The sequence below is a fragment of the Actinoallomurus sp. NPDC052308 genome, assembly GCF_040679195.1.
Classification (GTDB): domain Bacteria; phylum Actinomycetota; class Actinomycetes; order Streptosporangiales; family Streptosporangiaceae; genus Actinoallomurus; species Actinoallomurus liliacearum.
This window is the reverse complement of record NZ_JBFAUM010000008.1, coordinates 118,441-133,678: the sequence shown is the minus strand read 5'-3', so window position 1 is coordinate 133,678 and position 15,238 is coordinate 118,441. Positions and strand designations below refer to the sequence as shown.

Genomic DNA, 15,238 nt, shown 5'->3' with positions numbered 1-15,238 from the left:
ACCCCGACTCGGCACGCGCCTCGCTGTTCCAGTACCCGGCCGAGGCCGCCATGGACATCAACGAGTTCCTGGGCTGAAGGGCAGAGACAGTCCGACCTGCTCGACGAGATCATGGCCGCGTACGGCGGCCGTAAGGCATGGAACGAGGCCCGGCGGATCAGCGCGCGGCAGTTCTTCGGTGGTGTGCTGTGGGCAATGAAGGGCCACCCGGGCGCGCTGAACGCGCAGGTGACCGTCGACCTGTCCTGATACATCGCGGCGAAGTAACGCGCGGGGACGGACGCCGGGACGCCCGTACTCCGCTCCCCGCACTGTCGTTCCCGGCGGATCGCCGATGTAATGGAGCCCGACCATCATGAGGAGGCGCCACATGGCCATCGATCGGATCGCGACCTTGGTCGAGTCGCTGGCCTCTCACGGCGCGAACCAGATCCCGCATCCCGGCGGCACCTTGCTGGCCCATCTGGAGCGTGTTCACGCGCTGCTCACGGAGTGGGGCGCGCGACCGGCGTTGCGGCTCGCCGGGCTGTGCCATGCGTACTACGGCACCGATGGCTTCCCCACCGCACTGGGCGACGTGGCCGAACGGGACGAGTTCGCCGCGCTCATCGGCGCGGAGGCCGAACGGCTCGTCCGCTTCTACGCCGGCTGCGACCGCGGCTTCTCCTACCCCCATCTCGCCGAGCCCGAAGGACCGTTCAAGGATCGGTTCACCGGCGCCGTGAGCCGCCCGCCCCTACCGCTGCGACGGGACTTCGCCGAGCTCACCGCCGCCAACGAGCTGGACATCATGCGGGTCAACCCCGACCTGCGCGCCCAGCATGGACCAGGTCTCCTCCGGCTGTTCACCTCATGGCGGGGACTCCTCAGCGCCCCCGCCTGGCAGGCCGTCCAGACGACTCTGCCCTGACCGGCATCGACCGTACGGCGGGCGCCGCGGCGGCGCCCGCCGTACGAGAGCGGTGAGGGTGGGGCGGTCAGGCGGCGGCGCGTTCGCCGACGGGTCGGCGGCGGAGGGCCGGGCGCTGGAGGGCCGGGGGCACGTAGGCCATGTCGAGCGTGCCGACGTCGGTGCCGGGCGGGACGATCTCGTCGATCCGGTCGAGGATCTCGTCGGTGAGGGTGACGTCGACACCGGCGAGCAGGTCGTCGAGCTGCTCCATCGTGCGCGGCCCGATGATCGCGCTGGTCACACCGGGATGAGCGATCGCGAACGCCATCGCGAGGTGCGTCATCCGCAGGCCCGCCTTCTCGGCGAGCGGAATGATCTGCTCGACGGCATCGAGCCGGCGCTCGTCGCTGAGATGCTTGAAATAGGCGGCGCGGCGGAGGTCGGTCTGCTGTCCCTTCCGGATTCGCCCGGTGAGCAGCCCCTGCGCGAGCGGGCTCCACACCAGCGTGCCCATCCCATGGCGTTGGGCGACGGGCAGCACCTCGGCCTCGATGCCGCGGTTGAGGATCGAGTAGGTCGGTTGTTCGGTGCGGAACCGTTCCAGACCGCGCCGCTCGGCCACCCACTGGGCTTCGACGATGTCGGAGGCGGGCATCGTGGACGACCCGATCGCCCGGACCTTACCGCTGTGGATCAGATCCGAGAGCGCGGAGAGCGTCTCCTCGATGTCGGTGTCGGGGTCCGGCCGGTGGATCTGGTAGAGGTCGAGGTGGTCGGTCTGCAGGCGACGCAGCGAGTTCTCGACCGCGGTCATGATCCAGCGCCGCGAGTTGCCGCGCTGATTGGGATCGTCCCCCATCGGGAGATGCAGCTTGGTCGCGAGGACGACGTCGTCGCGACGCCCCTTGAGCGCCTTTCCCACGATCTCCTCCGACTCGCCGTGGGCGTACGCGTCGGCGGTGTCGATGAAGTTGATCCCCGCGTCCAGCGCTTTGTGGATGATGCGGATCGAGTCGTCGTGGTCGGTGTTGCCGTGGGCTCCGAACATCATCGCGCCGAGCGCGTAGGGGCTGACCCTGATGCCGGTCCGGCCGAGGACGCGGTACTGCATACGGTTACTCCTGAGGTCGAGGCGTGGTGAGCGCTCGGTCGATGCCGTACCCTGAACGTAAGTGGAACGCTCTTCCGGAACTATACGGAAAGGCTTTTCGGTTAAGCAAGCGAAGGAGTGTCGTGACGGAGAAGACGGCGCCGACCGGTGTCGACTCGACCGGCTCCGCGGGCCCGGGGGCATCCGAACGCGCGCCGCGTCGGCGGCGCGCCGACGCGCAGCGCAACGTCGGCTCCCTGCTCGAAGCGGCCAAGACCGTCTTCGGCACCTCGGGCGTGGACGCGCCCGCCAAGGAGATCGCCGATCTGGCCGGCGTCGGCGTCGGCACGCTCTACCGGCACTTCCCGCAGCGCTCGGACCTGGTCAAGGCCGTGTTCCAGCGCGAGGTGGACGCCTGCGCCGACGTGGCCCCGGCGCTGGCCGCGGCGCACGAGCCAGGAGCGGCACTCGCCAAGTGGCTCCACCGCTACACCGAGTTCCTCGCGACCAAACGCGGACTCGCCACCGCCCTGCACTCCGGCGATCCGGCGTTCGACGCGCTGCCCGGCTACTTCATGCAGCGATTCGGACCCGCCCTCGGATCCCTGCTGGAAGCCGCCGCGGCGAGCGGCGAGATCCGCGCCGACATCAGCGCCAAGGACCTCCTGTACGCCGTCGCCAATCTGTGCATGCCCGCGGCGGACGAGGGAGCCGCCTACAGCCGGCGCATGGTCGCGCTCCTCGTCGACGGACTGCGCTACGGCGCCGATCCGGGCCGCTCTCACTCCTGACGCCGTCGGCCGGGCCCACCGGCGCCGCCCCCAGGGCGGAGAGACACGCTGGGGGGCTCGCGGCACGCGATGGCGCCGCAGGGTCAGGCCTCGGCGGCCTTCTTCTTCCGGGCCCGGCCGAACTCGGCCACGACGTGGAAGGCGGCCTTGGGCTCCCACCCCAGCTCCGCGTACGGCCCTTCGGCCGCGCCGGGCGGCAGGACCCTGACCACCCCGAAGCTGGCCGCGTCGAAGTCGAACTCCGAATCGTGGCGGGCCGTGGTCGCCAGATCCCAGCGGGCGAAGGTGTAGACGAACGCGGCGTCGACGCCGGCCGCGTCGTAGATGTCGAGCATCTCCCGGATGTAAGCGGCCTGCTCCTGCTCGTCGCGCACCGTCCCGGCGGCCAGCCGCACCGGCTGCGCGTTCTCACTCCACTCGACGATCGAGTCCCCGCGTCCGCCCAGATCGAAGGCGCCACGGAACGTTCCACAGCCGAATTCGGTGACGCCGAACGGCTTGCCCCGCGCCACCTGCGCGCGCAGCGCGTCGGGGAGCGCGTCGGCGTTCGTCGCGTCGCGATACCCGGAATCGGTGGCGGCGATGTCGAACGGCGTCCAGTCCACGCCCTCGAAGGCGACCGACGCGTAGCCGATCGGGCCACCGAAGCGGGCGCGGACCTCGGTGACGACGCGACCGAGGAACGCATTGAGCGTGGCGTGCAGCCGGGGAAGCAGGGCGCGGAACGCGGCGGGATCGGCCAGGTTCGCCGACCGCTCCTGCAACGTGTCGCCCGGCAGGAAGCCGTCGGTGAACAGGGTGATCTCGGAGCCGGTGAGGAACACGACGCGCGCGCCGTCACGGCGCAGGCGCTCGGCACGTTCGGCGGCGTCAGAGAGGAACGCGAGGAGTTCCTCCTGGGTCAGGCCGTTCGTGAACGGCGAGTACCAGACCTCCAACCCCGCGTCGGCCGCGGCCCGCGCGGCGGTCTCCAGCCGATCGGCGTGGCCGCCGGTGATGCGGACCGCGTCGCAGTGCAGGTCCTCGCGGATCACCCGCATCTCACGCTGGACGACGTCCGGGAGGAACGGTTCGTGGGTCGTGGTCCCACCGGAGGTGAAACCGGTGTCGTAATTGATGCCGAAGGCGCGCATCGCCGCTCCGATCCGTGATGGATTTAGGGTACGGAGCGTACCTTATGCGGACGATGAGCGGTGCCCCACAACGCGCGGATATCGACAAGGAACGCGATCTACCGGCGCCGGCCCGCGCACGGAATTCTCTTCGCATCGGGGCCGGCTACGAGGATGTCTCGTCCGATTCGCCGATACCGAGCCTCGCGCGCAGACGGGTGACGCCGGCGTGCAGGACGGGCGGCACGCTGATCAGGGTGACCGTGGCGTCGACGACGCTGGTCCGGGCGGTCTCCACGATCATCCAGCCGACCAGCAGTGTCAGCGGGACCCACGTGCGCAGGTCCGTTCGCAGGATCCAGCGGAGGACGGCGAGGAGCCGGTGGGTCGGGGTGGCGCGCGCCGGGCGGCGCAGGGTCAAGGCCAGCGCGGGCATGCCGAGGATGAGCCGTAATACGAAGCGGATCCGGTCAGGTCGGCTCGGCAGGGCATCGAGCTCGCCGAGCCATTCGTCCAGATAACGCGACCTGGCCGTGGCCGGGAGCAGCAGCGTGCCGAGCGCGAGCGCCCGGCAGGTGGCACCAGTGTCCTCGGACAGGACGGCCAGGTGATCGCGGGCGATCGAGGCGAGCTCGTCGGAGACGTCGCGCAGGCCGAGCCGCCGGGCGAGCGGCGCCATCAGGTCCAGCGTGTGCCGGCACTTCAGCCGCTGCTTGTCCTCGTCGAGGTATCGCAGGGTGCGCATGTTGTGCAGCCGGTCGAGCACCTTCAACGCGAGCACGCGGTCGTCGGCGGTGTCGATGGCCGTCTCGTCGCGCCGGCGATCCAGCTCGGTCACGCTCTCGACCAGGATGGCGATCTCGTCGCCGAACTCCTCGCGGAGCCGGGCGGCGTCGCATCCGGTGTCCTCGATGACGTCATGGAGCAGAGCGGCGCAGACGGTCGCACCGTCCAGGCCCGAGCCGGCGGCGATCTCCGCGACCGCCAACGGATGGGTGATGTACGGGTCACCGCTCTTGCGGAACCGGCCTTCGTGGCAGCGGGACGCGAACTCGTACGCGCGCCGGATCCTGTCACGCTCTGTAGCCAGAAGATCGTCGGGCAGCCGGGCCAGCAGTGGTTCCAATACGGCGTTCACGGGGTCGCCGTCCAGAGGCCGGCGGCCGCTCCGCGGGATCGCCGGGCCCGTTCGAGGGCGGCGCGGGCACGCACGGCGCCCTCGTCGGTGAGCGTGTAGTAGTAGCGGGCGCGTCGCCCCTCGGCCAGATGCTCGGCCGGGGACTCCTTGCGGCCTTCGATCCAGCCGAACTGCTCCAGCCGGGCCAGGATCGGATAGATCGTGCCGCTGGGCTGACCGGTCTCCGCGCACAGTTCGAGCCCGAAGCGCCGCTTCGCCGGATCGGCCAGCATCACGTTCAGGACCAGCATCGTCTGCAGGGTCATCCGAGGACCATCGACCATGTATCGAACTCTAGACATCCAATGCGAAGCGTGACATTCCCCGAAAGGCCACACCCGCCTGACCCGTCCGACCGGATGCCTGGCGGACATGGCGGGCTACTCGCCCCCCCGGTCGTGATCAAGAGCGTTGTAGGGTCAACTGTGATCACTTGTGTCGTTGAGTACGTGATCGATCCGGCGAAGATCGACGCGTTCGAACGCTTCAGCCGCCGCTGGATGGAACTGGTCGATCGCCACGGTGGCACGCACCACGGGTACTTCCTGCCGGCCGAAGGCGCCAGCGACAGAGCCCTCGCCCTGTTCAGTTTTCCCAGCCTCGCCGCCTACGAGGAGTACCGCACGCTCTTCGGCGTCGACCCCGACTTCGTCGCGGCCGATCGCATCAGGGACGAGAGCGGGTGCGTGCTCCGCTACGAACGCACCTTCATGCGCCCGCTGCTTCCCGAACACGGAGAAGAGTGACCGTGGGCCCTCTCTGCTGAGCGGGCAGGGTGGCGTCGCATATCCGCCAGCCTCGGCGGCGAGGACTGCGCACACTGGGTCATATGGTCGACGCCTCCGAAGAGTTGATGGATCGGTTCCTTCTGGCCGGCAGCGAGTTCGAGAAGAAGCTCCGCGAGGTCCGGTCCGAACAATGGGCGTGGCCGACTCCCTGCACGGAGTGGAACGTACGCCGGCTGGTCAACCACATGACGCGGGGGAACCTCAACTACGTGCTTCTCCTGCGGGGCGGTACGAGTGCGGAGTTCCTCCGGCTCCGGGACGCCGACGCGCTGGGCACGGACCCGGTCGGCGCCTACGTCCGGTCCGTGCGGGAGTGCGCCGAAGCGTTCGCCTCGCCGGGGGCGTTCGATCGTGTTCTCGACTACCCCCTGGGGAAGGTGACCGGGCGTCAGGCGCTCTCGGTACGGACCACGGACGCCACCATCCATACGTGGGACCTCGCGCGGGCCATCGGCGTCGATGACCGGCTCGACGCCGGCCTGGTCGCCTGGATCGACGACTCACTCGAAGAGATCTACGCCGGTCTGGCGGAGACCCCCACCGCGGCCGAGACGACTCATCGATTCTTCGCCGCCCCCGACGGAACGGTCGCGCACGACGCGTCCCGGCAGGACCGGCTGCTGCACCGCATGGGCCGGACGCCGGAACCCGGCGCTTAGCACCACTCGTCCGCTCATACGGCAGGTGCTCCCTCACCCGCTCGGGCAGAATGTCGATCTCCGGTCGACGCGAACGCTTACTCGAGTCGCGAGGCCACGGCGATGTGCGGCCGGCCGGTGATGGGGTGGGAGCCGATGTGCGCGCGGACCCCGAAGACCTGTGCGATCAGCTCGGGGGTGAGGACCTCCGGTGGCGGGCCGCTGGCGGCGATCCGGCCGTTGTGCAGCACGACGACGCGGTCGCCGTAAGCGGCGGCGTGGTCCAGGTCGTGCAGTGCCGCGAGCACGGTCAGGCCGAGGTCGCGGACGAGGTCCAGCAGATCCAGCCGGGCGCGGATGTCCAGGTGGTTGGTGGGCTCGTCCAGGATGAGGAGCGGGGCCTGCTGCGCCAGCGCCCGCGCCAGCAGGACACGCTGTCGCTCGCCGCCGGACAGGGTCGAGAAGAGCCGTCCGGCCTGTGCCCCCATCCCGACCCGTTCGAGCGAGGAGCGGACGATGGCGCGGTCGGTGCCGTCTTCGCGTTCGAGGAGTCCCTTGTGCGGGGTCCGGCCCATGGTGACGACCTCGGCGACGGAGAGTTCAGCGTCCACGTCGCCGTGCTGGGTGACGACCGCACGGCGGCGTGCGGCCTCGCGGGGCCGCATCGCCCACAGGTCCTCGCCGTCCAGGCACACGACCCCGCCGGCGGGACGAAGCGACCGGTAGACGGTGCGCAGCAGGGTCGACTTGCCGCTGCCGTTGGGACCGATGAGGGCGACGAACTCTCCGGGTTCGGCGGTCAGCTCGATGTCGGACAGGATGGGGTGGTCGTCGATGCGGGCGGACAGGCCCGCGATGGTGAGTCGCATCAGATCCTCCCTCCGGCGCGCCGTCGCAGCAGCCATAGGAAGAAGGGCACGCCCAAGGCGGTGGTGAAGATTCCGATCGGGAGCTCCTCCGGGCGGTCGACAGTGCGGGAGGCCAGGTCGACCAGGACGAGGAAGACGGCGCCGAGGAGCAGCGCGACGGGCAGGACGCGCCGGTGGTCACCGCCGACGATGAACCGGGCCATGTGGGGGACCATCAGTCCGATGAAGGCGATCCCGCCGGCGACGCTCACCACCGTGGCGGTCAGCAGTGACGCGACGATGAGCAGTGTGACGCGCAACGTCTGGACCGGCACCCCCAGTCCGGTGGCTGCGTCGTCGCCTCCGGCGAGCGCGTTCAGGTTCCGAGCCTGCGACAGCAGGTAGATCAGGCAGAGCCCGATCACGGCCGCGGGCAGGCCGAGGCTGTGCCAGGTACCGCCGGCGACGCTGCCCATGAGCCAGAACATCAGGCCCTGCAACTGCGTAGGGTCGAGCTGGAGCTGTACATAGCTGGTCATCGCCGAGCACAGGTAGCCGACGGCGACACCGGCCAGCACCAGCCGGGAGTCCAGCAGGCGACCGGCACGCTGGGCCAGCAGGTAGACGACCAGCACGCTCAGCAGGGCCGTGCCGAACGCGGCGCCGGTGACCCCGACTCCACCGAGCGCCGTCGTCCCGAGCGCGGCGACCAGCACCGCGCCCAGCGAGGCGCCCGAGGACACGCCGAGGACGTACGGGTCGGCGAGCGGGTTGCGGACCAGCGCCTGCAGGGCGACGCCCGCGACGCTCAAGCCCGCACCGACGACCGCCGCGAGGAGCACCCGTGGGGTGCGGATCTGCCAGACGACCTGGTCGCGGAGCGGATCGATCCCGCGGGTCCGGCCGGTCAGGTGCGCGCCGACCACGCGCCACACCGCGCCGATCGGCAGCGTCACCGAGCCGATCGAGATCGCCACCAGGGACGCCATGAGCACGGCCGCCGCCAGCCCGGCGATCAGTACGCCGGTCGCGCGGCCGGAGACCAGATGCGGCCGGTCGAGTCGCTCAGCCATCGGAGTGGATCACCTTCGCCAGCTTCTCGACCGCCCAGGCGTTCATCGGTCCGAGGTACGCGCCGTCGGAGACGACCGCGTAGGTGCCGGTCTTCGACGCCTGCCACTGCGGATAGGCCGCGAACAGCCGCCGTGCCTCTTCGGCCGGCTTCTCATCGGGGGTGAAGACGCCGACGACGAGGACGTCCACCTGCGCGGCGGCCAGCTGTTCGGCGTTGAGCGTCCGGGTCGTGTCCTCTCCTCGTCCCGCGAAGGAGTTCTGGCCGCCGGCGGCCTTGATCACGTCGTCGTAGATGCCGCCCGTCATGACCGCGGGCAGGCCGTTGGCGTTCATCATCGACATCCCCGGATACGCGATGAGCACCTTGCGCGGCGGCGCCCCCGCGACCTTCGCCTGGACGGCTCGCACGCGGGCGCGGAGCCCGGCCACGACCTGCGCCGCCTTGGCCTGCGCGTCGAAGATCCGCCCGAGCAGGGTCATGAACTGGAACGACGACTCGATCGACGCATGCCGCAACACTTCCTTCTCCGCCGAAGACGCGTTCGGCCTCCCCATCGCGCAGTTGACCGGGTTGACGAGGGAATTGATGCCCGCGGCGGCGAGCTGCTCCCGGGTGGCGAATCCGTTCCTGGCGTCGAACCCGCCGGACCAGGTGGAGACCACCAGATCGGGTTTCGCCGCCAGGACCTGCTCGGCGGGAACGTCGAAGTTCTTGTTCGTCGTCAGGCCACGAGTGGGCAGCGCCTTGATCGCCGCGACCATCGACGGGTCGTCCGACACGCCGTAGTGCTGGACGTTCGCCAGGATGCGCCCGGTCAGCCCGAGCATGATGAAGCTCTCCACCTCCCCCACCGACGTCCCGTTGAGGATCAGCACGCGGCTCGGTGGCCGGGTGAAGCGGACCTTCTGGCCGCAGTTGTCGAAGGTCAACGGGTAGGCGGTCCTCCCGGGCGCCGCCTCGCGTGTCACGGACGTGCCGCCTCGGGCGGGGGCCTTCCCGCATCCGGCGGCGGTCAGGGTGAGCGCCGCGGTGACGGCGCACAGGGCCGTCAGGTTCGGCCTGCGTACGAGCATGGTGAGTGATTCCTTCGCGAGATGATGGGGCGGTCTCGAACGTCAGGACGCGGCGGGTCCACCACCCGGAGGGGCGACGACGGCGGTGACGCGCATCGTGCCGCCGTACCGGAACGCGAGCGTGAACGGAACTCTCCGGCCGACGGGCAGTGGCCCACGTGGCCGGATCATGACGTTGGTGGTGTAGGGCGTCATGCGCACGTCCGTATGGGCGGGAAGGGCCAGGCCGGCGAGCATGGTCATCCGCCCGACCCCCGCCGCGTACGAGTGACGGGTGAGCATCGCCGACGAGGAGTCCGGTGTGCTGACGCTCAGCAGTTCGTCGGCCTGGTCGCCGGTGTTGGCGATGGTGAAGTAGGCCCCGGTCCGCGCGGCGGTGGGCGCCATCACCCACGCACCGGAGACCCGGATCCGCGCGGGGCGCCCGGCCAGGCCGGTCAGCGCCCAGGCCGCCAGCAGCGCCAGTGTCACCGCGCTCGCCAGGACGGTGGCCCGTACGGTGCTCATGTCCTCCTCCCGCGCAACAGGCGCAGGCTGTTGCCGGCGACCAGCAGCGAGCTCAGCGACATGGCGGCCGCCGCCAGCATCGGGTTCAGCCGCCCGAGTGCCGCCGGGGGGATGGTGATGAGGTTGTAGGCGAACGCCCACGCCAGGTTGACCTTGATCGTCGTGCTCGCGCGGCGGGCGATGACGATGGCGTCGGCGATCGCGCTGACGTCGGAGCGCATGAGTGTGACGTCGGCGGCGCCGATGGCGGCGTCGGTGCCGTCGGCGACCGCGATGCCGAGGTCCGCGTTGGCGAGCGCCACGGTGTCGTTGACGCCGTCGCCGACCGCGGCGACGACACGGCCCTGTCCGCGCAGGTCGGTGACCAGGTCGGCCTTGCCGGTGGGGTCGAGTTCGGCGTGCCGGTCGTCGATGCCGAGCCGGTCCGCGACGGCGCGCGCGGGTGCGGGGCGGTCTCCGGTGGCCAGCACCGTACGCAGTCCCATTCGGCGCAGGCGGGCGACGGCCTCCCGGGCGCCGTCGCGCAGATCGTCCCCGATCGCGAACACCGCGATCGGCCGGTCCTCGATCCGCAGGAGGACGCTGGTGTGGCCGTCGTGATCAGCCCGGTCGACCGCGGCCCCCAGCGATGTGGGCAGCGGCTCGCCGGCCCAGCGGCCCACACTGATCGACCGGCCGTCCACCACGCCGCAGACCCCATGGCCGGCAGTGGCGCGGAATCCGTCCGCCTCGGGCAGCGAGCCGCCTGAGCGTGCCGCCTGCGCGATGGCGCGGCCGATCGGGTGCTCGGACCGATCTTCAAGGGCGCCCGCCAGCCGCAGCGCTTCGTCGGCGTGCACGCCGTGCGCGGTGGTGGTCTCCAGCAGCGTCATGCGGCCTGTCGTGAGCGTGCCGGTCTTGTCGAGGAGGACCGTGTCGATCCGGCCGAGTCGTTCCAGGGCGTCCGGGCCGCTGATCAGCACGCCGTGGCGAGCGCCCGCTCCCGTGGCGGCCAGCAGCGCCAAGGGGGTGGCGAGCCCCAGCGCGCAGGGGCAGGCGACCACGAGCACGGCGATGCTCGTGCTGATCGCCGCCCCGGGGTCGGCACCGGCTCCGAGCCAGAACCCGAGCGCGGTGACCGCGATCGCCAGCACCATCGGCACGAAGACCCCGGCGAGCTGGTCGGCGCGGCGCTGTGCCCGTGCCTTGCCGAGCTGGGCGTCGCCGACCAGCGCGGTGATCTTCGCGAGCCGGGTGTCGCCGCCGACGGCGGTGGCGCGGACCACGAGCGCGCCGCCGACGTTGGACGTCCCGCCGGTCACCGGGTCTCCGGGACCGCACTCGGCCGGGACCGCCTCGCCGGTCAGCAGGCGGGTGTCCAGGGCCGAGGCTCCCTCGACGATGACACCGTCGGTGGCGACGGTCTGTCCGGGCCGGACGATGAACCGCTGACCGGGCCGCAGCTCGCCGATCGGGACGCGGCGGCCGTCGGGCAGGTGCGCCTCCGTGGGGGCGAGCGCGTTCAGGGTCGCCAGCGCGGATCCGGTACGCCGCCGGGCGCGGGCTTCGAGGTACCGGCCGATCGAGACGAACAAGGTGACGCCGCCGGCGGCTTCGAGGTACAGGTGCGCGCTCGCGCCCTCCGGGGTGGCGGTCCAGGCGAACGGCATCCGCGTCCCGGGCGTGCCCGCGCCGCCGATGAACAGCGCGTACACCGACCAGGTGAACGAGGCGAGCACGCCGAGGCTGACGAGGGTGTCCATGGTCGCCGTGGCGTGCCGAAGGCCGGCCACCGCGCGCCGGTGGAACGGCCACGCGCCCCAGGTGGCGATGGGGGCGGTCAGTGCCAGGCACAGCCACTGCCAGTCGCGGAACTGCAGCACCGGGATCATCGACACGACGAGGACGGGAACCGCGAGCACGGTCAGCACGATGACGCGGTCGCGGGTGCGCCGACCGGTCCGATCCTCCTCGGGAGCCTGTGCCGGAGTGTGGCGTACCAGGCGGCTGCGGTATCCGGCCCGCTGCACAGCGCCGATCAGGTCTTCGGTGGTGACCGAGGCCGGGTGGGTGACCCGAGCCTGGCCGGTGGCCAGGTTCACCGCCGCGCTCACCCCGTCGATCCGGCCGAGCCGCCTCTCCACCCGGGACACGCACGAACCGCAGGTCATCCCCTCGATGGCCAGGTCGGTGGTCTGGGCACTCACCGGTGTTCTCCCGGCATGGTCATGCCGCCCGTGTCACGTCCGTCGGGTGCGGTGCCGGGCGCGGTGCGGTGCATGCCGGATGCGACCGGCCCGACCAGCCGCCCGGCGGTGAACGAGATCGCGAACAGCGCGGCGAGCAGCGCCGCGAAGCACAGGACCAGCGGGGACGGCAGTGCCGCCGGCCGCTCGGTCGATGGGTGAGGGGTCACATCATGTCCTTGAACGTCATGGGATTTGCTCATGGCAAAAGGCATTCAGGTGGCGCGCCGACGGCTGCGGGGCAGGCGGCGTCGCAGGCGGTGCGCAGAACACCGGCGGGCAGGCGAACGCGAGCATGCGGGAGCGCCGCCCGGCGGACCTGGCCGCCGGGCGGATGTGCGGAGTCCTCAGGCGCCGGTCGGCCTACCGGATCGACGCAGGGCGACGATGGCGACGCCGAGGGCGAGCAGGCCGGCGACCAGGCCCGCGGCGCCCAGGGCGGTCCCCGTGCCGTTCTCGGTCTTCTTCACGATCGGCTTCGCCTGCGGCGCGGTCGCCTTGGCCAGGGTGAGGGACGGCGCCGGGTGCTCCGGCTCGGGGCCACCGGTGGGCAGGTCGATCCAGCGCACGACGCTGGTCTTGCCGCTGTGGTCGGTGTAGGTCTGCAGGGCCTTGAAATACAGCTTCGGGGTGTCGGTCGGCAGCGCCCCCATCGATACCCAGAACTGCTGGAACTGTCCGGGCTCGATCTTCCCGCCGGACCAGGTGATCGCGGTGACCGCCTCGGTGAGCTCGCCGCCTTCGACCTTGATCGGCTTGGGCAGGCGGCTCTTGGTGACCTCGGCCGTCCAGCCGGGCAGCGGCTGCACCGACACCGACGCGATCGGGTGGTCGGTGGGCAGATACAACTGCACCTTCGTGGTGTCGGCGTCCGGCTCCTCATTGGGGACCCGGATGTTGAACGCGCCGTAACCGCCCGGCTCGGCGGTGCTCGGGTTGATGGTGACATGCGCGGACGCGGGCACGGCCAGGGCCACGACGGCGGCCGTGGCGACACCGACGCCGGTCAGCAGGCGCTTGGCGACATGGAAGGACATGGGTACTCCTCGGGGGAAGGGCGGGCGAACGACGTGCTGGTGACCACGGCCCGTTCCTCGCCCCACGAGGCATCGCGAAGCGCCCCGGCCGCGCGTGGGCGGGGACCGGGTTCAGGGCGCGAAACGACCTGGGTGAGCGTGCGGCGAGGAGCCGTGAATCACCTGGCGGCGCGGAGAACGCCGCCGCTGCCCCGAGGAGGGCCGCGCCGGACCAGAGAGTGCCGCAACGCGGCCACGGCCGGGGGCGTCTGGTCCGCGCCCCACCGACGCCGCACCCCGGTGAGCCGCCGTGAGGCCGCGAGATCGACGCACGCCAGCAGGAGAAGGACGCGCAGGGCGCGGCCGAGCACCGCCTCGGCGAGTACGGCCAGCACCCGCCAGGCGGCCCGCTCCCCCGCGTACAGCCACAGCGCGACCAGCGCGCCGGCGAGCGCGTGCGCCCCGGCCATGCCCAGGCCGGACGCTCCGGAACCGTGGTTCATCGACACGGCCGCACCGGAGTTCATAGCGGTGTGCATGCCGCCGTGCGTGGTCATGGCCAGGTGCGCGGGCGTCGGGCCGGGATCGGCGGAAGTGGTCCAGGCGAACCACTCGTGCAGGCACAGCTGAGCGGCCTCGACCGCCAGCAGGATCCACCACGCGGACCGGCGCCGGTCGGCCAGGTGGTAGCCGACCGCGGTCACCGCCGCGACGGCGGTCAGGCCCGCCCACGCCGGTGCCGGGCGGGAGGTCATCAGGTCATGCCCGACCAGGGACAGCACGCCGCACACCACGGCGAAAACCGCGGCGCGTATCAAGCGGAACCAGCCCGGCGGACGCATGACCTCACCAACAACTACGACATGTAGTACCGGGAGACTACACCGCGCGGCTCCGCCGACCCAGCCCGGTGATCTTCTCGGGCCGATGCCGATCCGGGCCGGCCGCGTTCGTCGATGGAATCGAGTCTCCGAGGGTCAATCGGCGAAGGCATTCCAGCGGTCGTGAAGGGCCCGCTCGCCGTCCTCGGTCAGGTCGCCCCAGACGCGGAGCCGGCCGATGCCCCCATCGGGGTAGATGTCCAATCGGACGTGCGTCAGCTCGGGGGCAGGAGGCAGCCGGAAACGGTGACGGCCGTCCGGCTGGATCCTCGTCGGCGGCAGCACCGGCGTCCACTCCCCTGACGTCCGGGCGTCCTGGCCGGAGAGCGCGACCCAGCCCGGAGCGTTGAACTTCAGGTGCGTCGTGTCGATCTCGACGAGCCTGGGCACACCCGGGGCGGCCAGCTCCACCACCACCCAGTCGTTGCCGTCGTCGCGCCGGCGCGCGGTCTCCCAGCCCTCGGCCTGGTCGCGCGGCAGGCCGGGGGCCAGGATGTTCTCCGGCCGGGAGTAGAACAGGTTCGAGCAGCCGGTGACCCGCGCGCCGTTCTCCAGGGCGGCCAGGTCCACCGTGAGGCCGGTGAGCAGCCGCGGATCCGGGATCACCTCGCCGTGGACCCGGAGCCGCGCGACGCCGCCGTCCGGGAAGATGTTCAGCCGGACGTGGGTGAACCGCCGCGCCGCCTCGACCGGGAAGCGGTGTCGCGCGTCCCCGCGCAGCGGGCTGCGCGGCACGATCTCCGTCCAGTCCTGGGCGGCCAGTTCCGTGACCGACGGGTACCCCTCGGCCGCGCAGGCCTCGACGGACGCGTACGGCGGGAAGTTCCCCCGGAACCAGGCGGTGTCGACGACGACGCCCCGGATCAGGCCCGGCAGCCCGAGCCGGATGAGCGCCCAGTCGTGGCCGCGGTCGTCGACCGCCAGGCCGAGCGCCGACGGCCGCCGCCGGGCCGTCTCCCAGCCGTCGTACACCTGACCCTTGCGCCCGAAGGTCGCCGCCCGGTGCTCGGCCGCCCAGGGATTGATCAGGTTCTCCCGCTCCGCGAAGGACTCGTCGCTCGCAGCCGGCACGGAGCCGCCGAGGCTCCGGACCGCCAGATCGGGCAGCGCGGTGAAGTCGGCCAC

General features: G+C 71.4%; 18 protein-coding genes. 5 read left to right on the top strand and 13 right to left on the bottom strand.

All coding sequences use genetic code 11. The features are described 5' to 3' along the window. Positions 1 to 111: 111 nt before the first annotated feature. Positions 112 to 249 carry a hypothetical protein gene (locus AB0L00_RS22005; RefSeq protein ID WP_364437070.1) on the top strand — a complete coding sequence of 46 codons (138 nt, stop codon included), beginning with the start codon at positions 112 to 114 and terminating at the stop codon, positions 247 to 249. A gap of 121 nt (positions 250 to 370) precedes the next feature. Further along, a complete protein-coding gene (locus AB0L00_RS22000; protein ID WP_364437067.1) occupies positions 371 to 910 on the top strand; it encodes a DUF6817 domain-containing protein in 540 nt (179 codons plus the stop codon). Between the two features lie 67 nt (positions 911 to 977). Here the strand turns inward: AB0L00_RS22000 and AB0L00_RS21995 are convergent, their stop codons facing one another. Continuing rightward, positions 978 to 2,003, bottom strand: coding sequence for an aldo/keto reductase (locus tag AB0L00_RS21995; RefSeq protein WP_345349294.1), 1,026 nt, complete (start codon positions 2,001 to 2,003; stop codon positions 978 to 980). Positions 2,004 to 2,125: 122 nt separating this feature from the next. Between AB0L00_RS21995 and AB0L00_RS21990 the strand changes: the two genes are divergently transcribed. After that, entirely contained in the window at positions 2,126 to 2,773 is a 648-nt protein-coding gene (locus tag AB0L00_RS21990; protein WP_364437064.1) for a TetR/AcrR family transcriptional regulator, read from the top strand. A gap of 83 nt (positions 2,774 to 2,856) precedes the next feature. Here the strand turns inward: AB0L00_RS21990 and AB0L00_RS21985 are convergent, their stop codons facing one another. From AB0L00_RS21985 to AB0L00_RS21975, 3 genes are all read right to left on the bottom strand, one after another. After that, a complete protein-coding gene (locus AB0L00_RS21985; protein WP_364437062.1) occupies positions 2,857 to 3,906 on the bottom strand; it encodes a hypothetical protein in 1,050 nt (349 codons plus the stop codon). A gap of 145 nt (positions 3,907 to 4,051) precedes the next feature. Next, positions 4,052 to 5,023: an HD domain-containing protein gene (locus AB0L00_RS21980; protein ID WP_364437059.1), complete on the bottom strand. Its 972-nt coding sequence runs from the start codon at positions 5,021 to 5,023 to the stop codon at positions 4,052 to 4,054. After that, positions 5,020 to 5,346 carry a helix-turn-helix transcriptional regulator gene (locus AB0L00_RS21975; RefSeq protein WP_364437056.1) on the bottom strand — a complete coding sequence of 109 codons (327 nt, stop codon included), beginning with the start codon at positions 5,344 to 5,346 and terminating at the stop codon, positions 5,020 to 5,022. Before AB0L00_RS21975 ends, AB0L00_RS21980 begins: the two co-directional genes overlap by 4 nt. 114 nt (positions 5,347 to 5,460) lie before the next feature. Here AB0L00_RS21975 and AB0L00_RS21970 point away from each other — a divergent pair, with 114 nt between their 5' ends. Further along, positions 5,461 to 5,808: an NIPSNAP family protein gene (locus AB0L00_RS21970; RefSeq protein WP_364437053.1), complete on the top strand. Its 348-nt coding sequence runs from the start codon at positions 5,461 to 5,463 to the stop codon at positions 5,806 to 5,808. 83 nt (positions 5,809 to 5,891) lie between these two features. Then, a complete protein-coding gene (locus tag AB0L00_RS21965; protein ID WP_364437050.1) occupies positions 5,892 to 6,509 on the top strand; it encodes a TIGR03086 family metal-binding protein in 618 nt (205 codons plus the stop codon). Between the two features lie 77 nt (positions 6,510 to 6,586). Here AB0L00_RS21965 and AB0L00_RS21960 read toward each other — a convergent pair whose 3' ends face one another. The 9 genes from AB0L00_RS21960 to alc all read right to left on the bottom strand — a co-directional run bounded on the left by AB0L00_RS21960 (position 6,587) and on the right by alc (position 15,238). Then, entirely contained in the window at positions 6,587 to 7,357 is a 771-nt protein-coding gene (locus AB0L00_RS21960) for an ABC transporter ATP-binding protein (protein ID WP_364437047.1), read from the bottom strand. After that, positions 7,357 to 8,409 (bottom strand): iron ABC transporter permease, encoded by a 1,053-nt coding sequence (locus tag AB0L00_RS21955; RefSeq protein WP_364437044.1) that lies wholly within the window; start codon positions 8,407 to 8,409, stop codon positions 7,357 to 7,359. The genes AB0L00_RS21960 and AB0L00_RS21955 overlap by 1 nt, the downstream gene beginning before the upstream one ends. After that, complete coding sequence (locus AB0L00_RS21950) at positions 8,402 to 9,484, bottom strand: ABC transporter substrate-binding protein (protein ID WP_364437041.1); 1,083 nt, start codon at positions 9,482 to 9,484, stop codon at positions 8,402 to 8,404. Before AB0L00_RS21950 ends, AB0L00_RS21955 begins: the two co-directional genes overlap by 8 nt. A gap of 42 nt (positions 9,485 to 9,526) precedes the next feature. Further along, positions 9,527 to 9,991 (bottom strand): copper chaperone PCu(A)C, encoded by a 465-nt coding sequence (locus AB0L00_RS21945; RefSeq protein WP_364437038.1) that lies wholly within the window; start codon positions 9,989 to 9,991, stop codon positions 9,527 to 9,529. Then, on the bottom strand, positions 9,988 to 12,177 hold the full coding sequence (locus AB0L00_RS21940) for a cation-translocating P-type ATPase (protein WP_364437035.1): 2,190 nt from the start codon (positions 12,175 to 12,177) through the stop codon (positions 9,988 to 9,990). Before AB0L00_RS21940 ends, AB0L00_RS21945 begins: the two co-directional genes overlap by 4 nt. Continuing rightward, entirely contained in the window at positions 12,174 to 12,386 is a 213-nt protein-coding gene (locus AB0L00_RS21935) for a hypothetical protein (protein ID WP_364437032.1), read from the bottom strand. The genes AB0L00_RS21940 and AB0L00_RS21935 overlap by 4 nt, the downstream gene beginning before the upstream one ends. A gap of 177 nt (positions 12,387 to 12,563) precedes the next feature. Continuing rightward, on the bottom strand, positions 12,564 to 13,253 hold the full coding sequence (locus AB0L00_RS21930; RefSeq protein WP_364437029.1) for a YcnI family protein: 690 nt from the start codon (positions 13,251 to 13,253) through the stop codon (positions 12,564 to 12,566). 158 nt (positions 13,254 to 13,411) lie between these two features. Further along, positions 13,412 to 14,074 (bottom strand): hypothetical protein, encoded by a 663-nt coding sequence (locus AB0L00_RS21925; protein WP_364437026.1) that lies wholly within the window; start codon positions 14,072 to 14,074, stop codon positions 13,412 to 13,414. Positions 14,075 to 14,209: 135 nt separating this feature from the next. Then, positions 14,210 to 15,238, bottom strand: coding sequence for an allantoicase (gene alc / locus AB0L00_RS21920; RefSeq protein WP_364437024.1), 1,029 nt, complete (start codon positions 15,236 to 15,238; stop codon positions 14,210 to 14,212).

What these genes read in the sequence shown, in the direction of transcription:
- AB0L00_RS21950 (WP_364437041.1), bottom strand. Translation starts at nt 9,484, where the DNA reads ATGCTCGTACGCAGGCCGAACCTGACGGCCCTGTGCGCCGTCACCGCG.
- AB0L00_RS21945 (WP_364437038.1), bottom strand. Translation starts at nt 9,991, where the DNA reads ATGAGCACCGTACGGGCCACCGTCCTGGCGAGCGCGGTGACACTGGCG.
- AB0L00_RS21930 (WP_364437029.1), bottom strand. Translation starts at nt 13,253, where the DNA reads ATGTCCTTCCATGTCGCCAAGCGCCTGCTGACCGGCGTCGGTGTCGCC.
- AB0L00_RS21975 (WP_364437056.1), bottom strand. Translation starts at nt 5,346, where the DNA reads ATGGTCGATGGTCCTCGGATGACCCTGCAGACGATGCTGGTCCTGAAC.
- AB0L00_RS21965 (WP_364437050.1), top strand. Translation starts at nt 5,892, where the DNA reads ATGGTCGACGCCTCCGAAGAGTTGATGGATCGGTTCCTTCTGGCCGGC.
- AB0L00_RS21925 (WP_364437026.1), bottom strand. Translation starts at nt 14,074, where the DNA reads ATGCGTCCGCCGGGCTGGTTCCGCTTGATACGCGCCGCGGTTTTCGCC.
- AB0L00_RS21995 (WP_345349294.1), bottom strand. Translation starts at nt 2,003, where the DNA reads ATGCAGTACCGCGTCCTCGGCCGGACCGGCATCAGGGTCAGCCCCTAC.
- AB0L00_RS21955 (WP_364437044.1), bottom strand. Translation starts at nt 8,409, where the DNA reads ATGGCTGAGCGACTCGACCGGCCGCATCTGGTCTCCGGCCGCGCGACC.
- AB0L00_RS21985 (WP_364437062.1), bottom strand. Translation starts at nt 3,906, where the DNA reads ATGCGCGCCTTCGGCATCAATTACGACACCGGTTTCACCTCCGGTGGG.
- AB0L00_RS22000 (WP_364437067.1), top strand. Translation starts at nt 371, where the DNA reads ATGGCCATCGATCGGATCGCGACCTTGGTCGAGTCGCTGGCCTCTCAC.
- AB0L00_RS22005 (WP_364437070.1), top strand. Translation starts at nt 112, where the DNA reads ATGGCCGCGTACGGCGGCCGTAAGGCATGGAACGAGGCCCGGCGGATC.
- AB0L00_RS21960 (WP_364437047.1), bottom strand. Translation starts at nt 7,357, where the DNA reads ATGCGACTCACCATCGCGGGCCTGTCCGCCCGCATCGACGACCACCCC.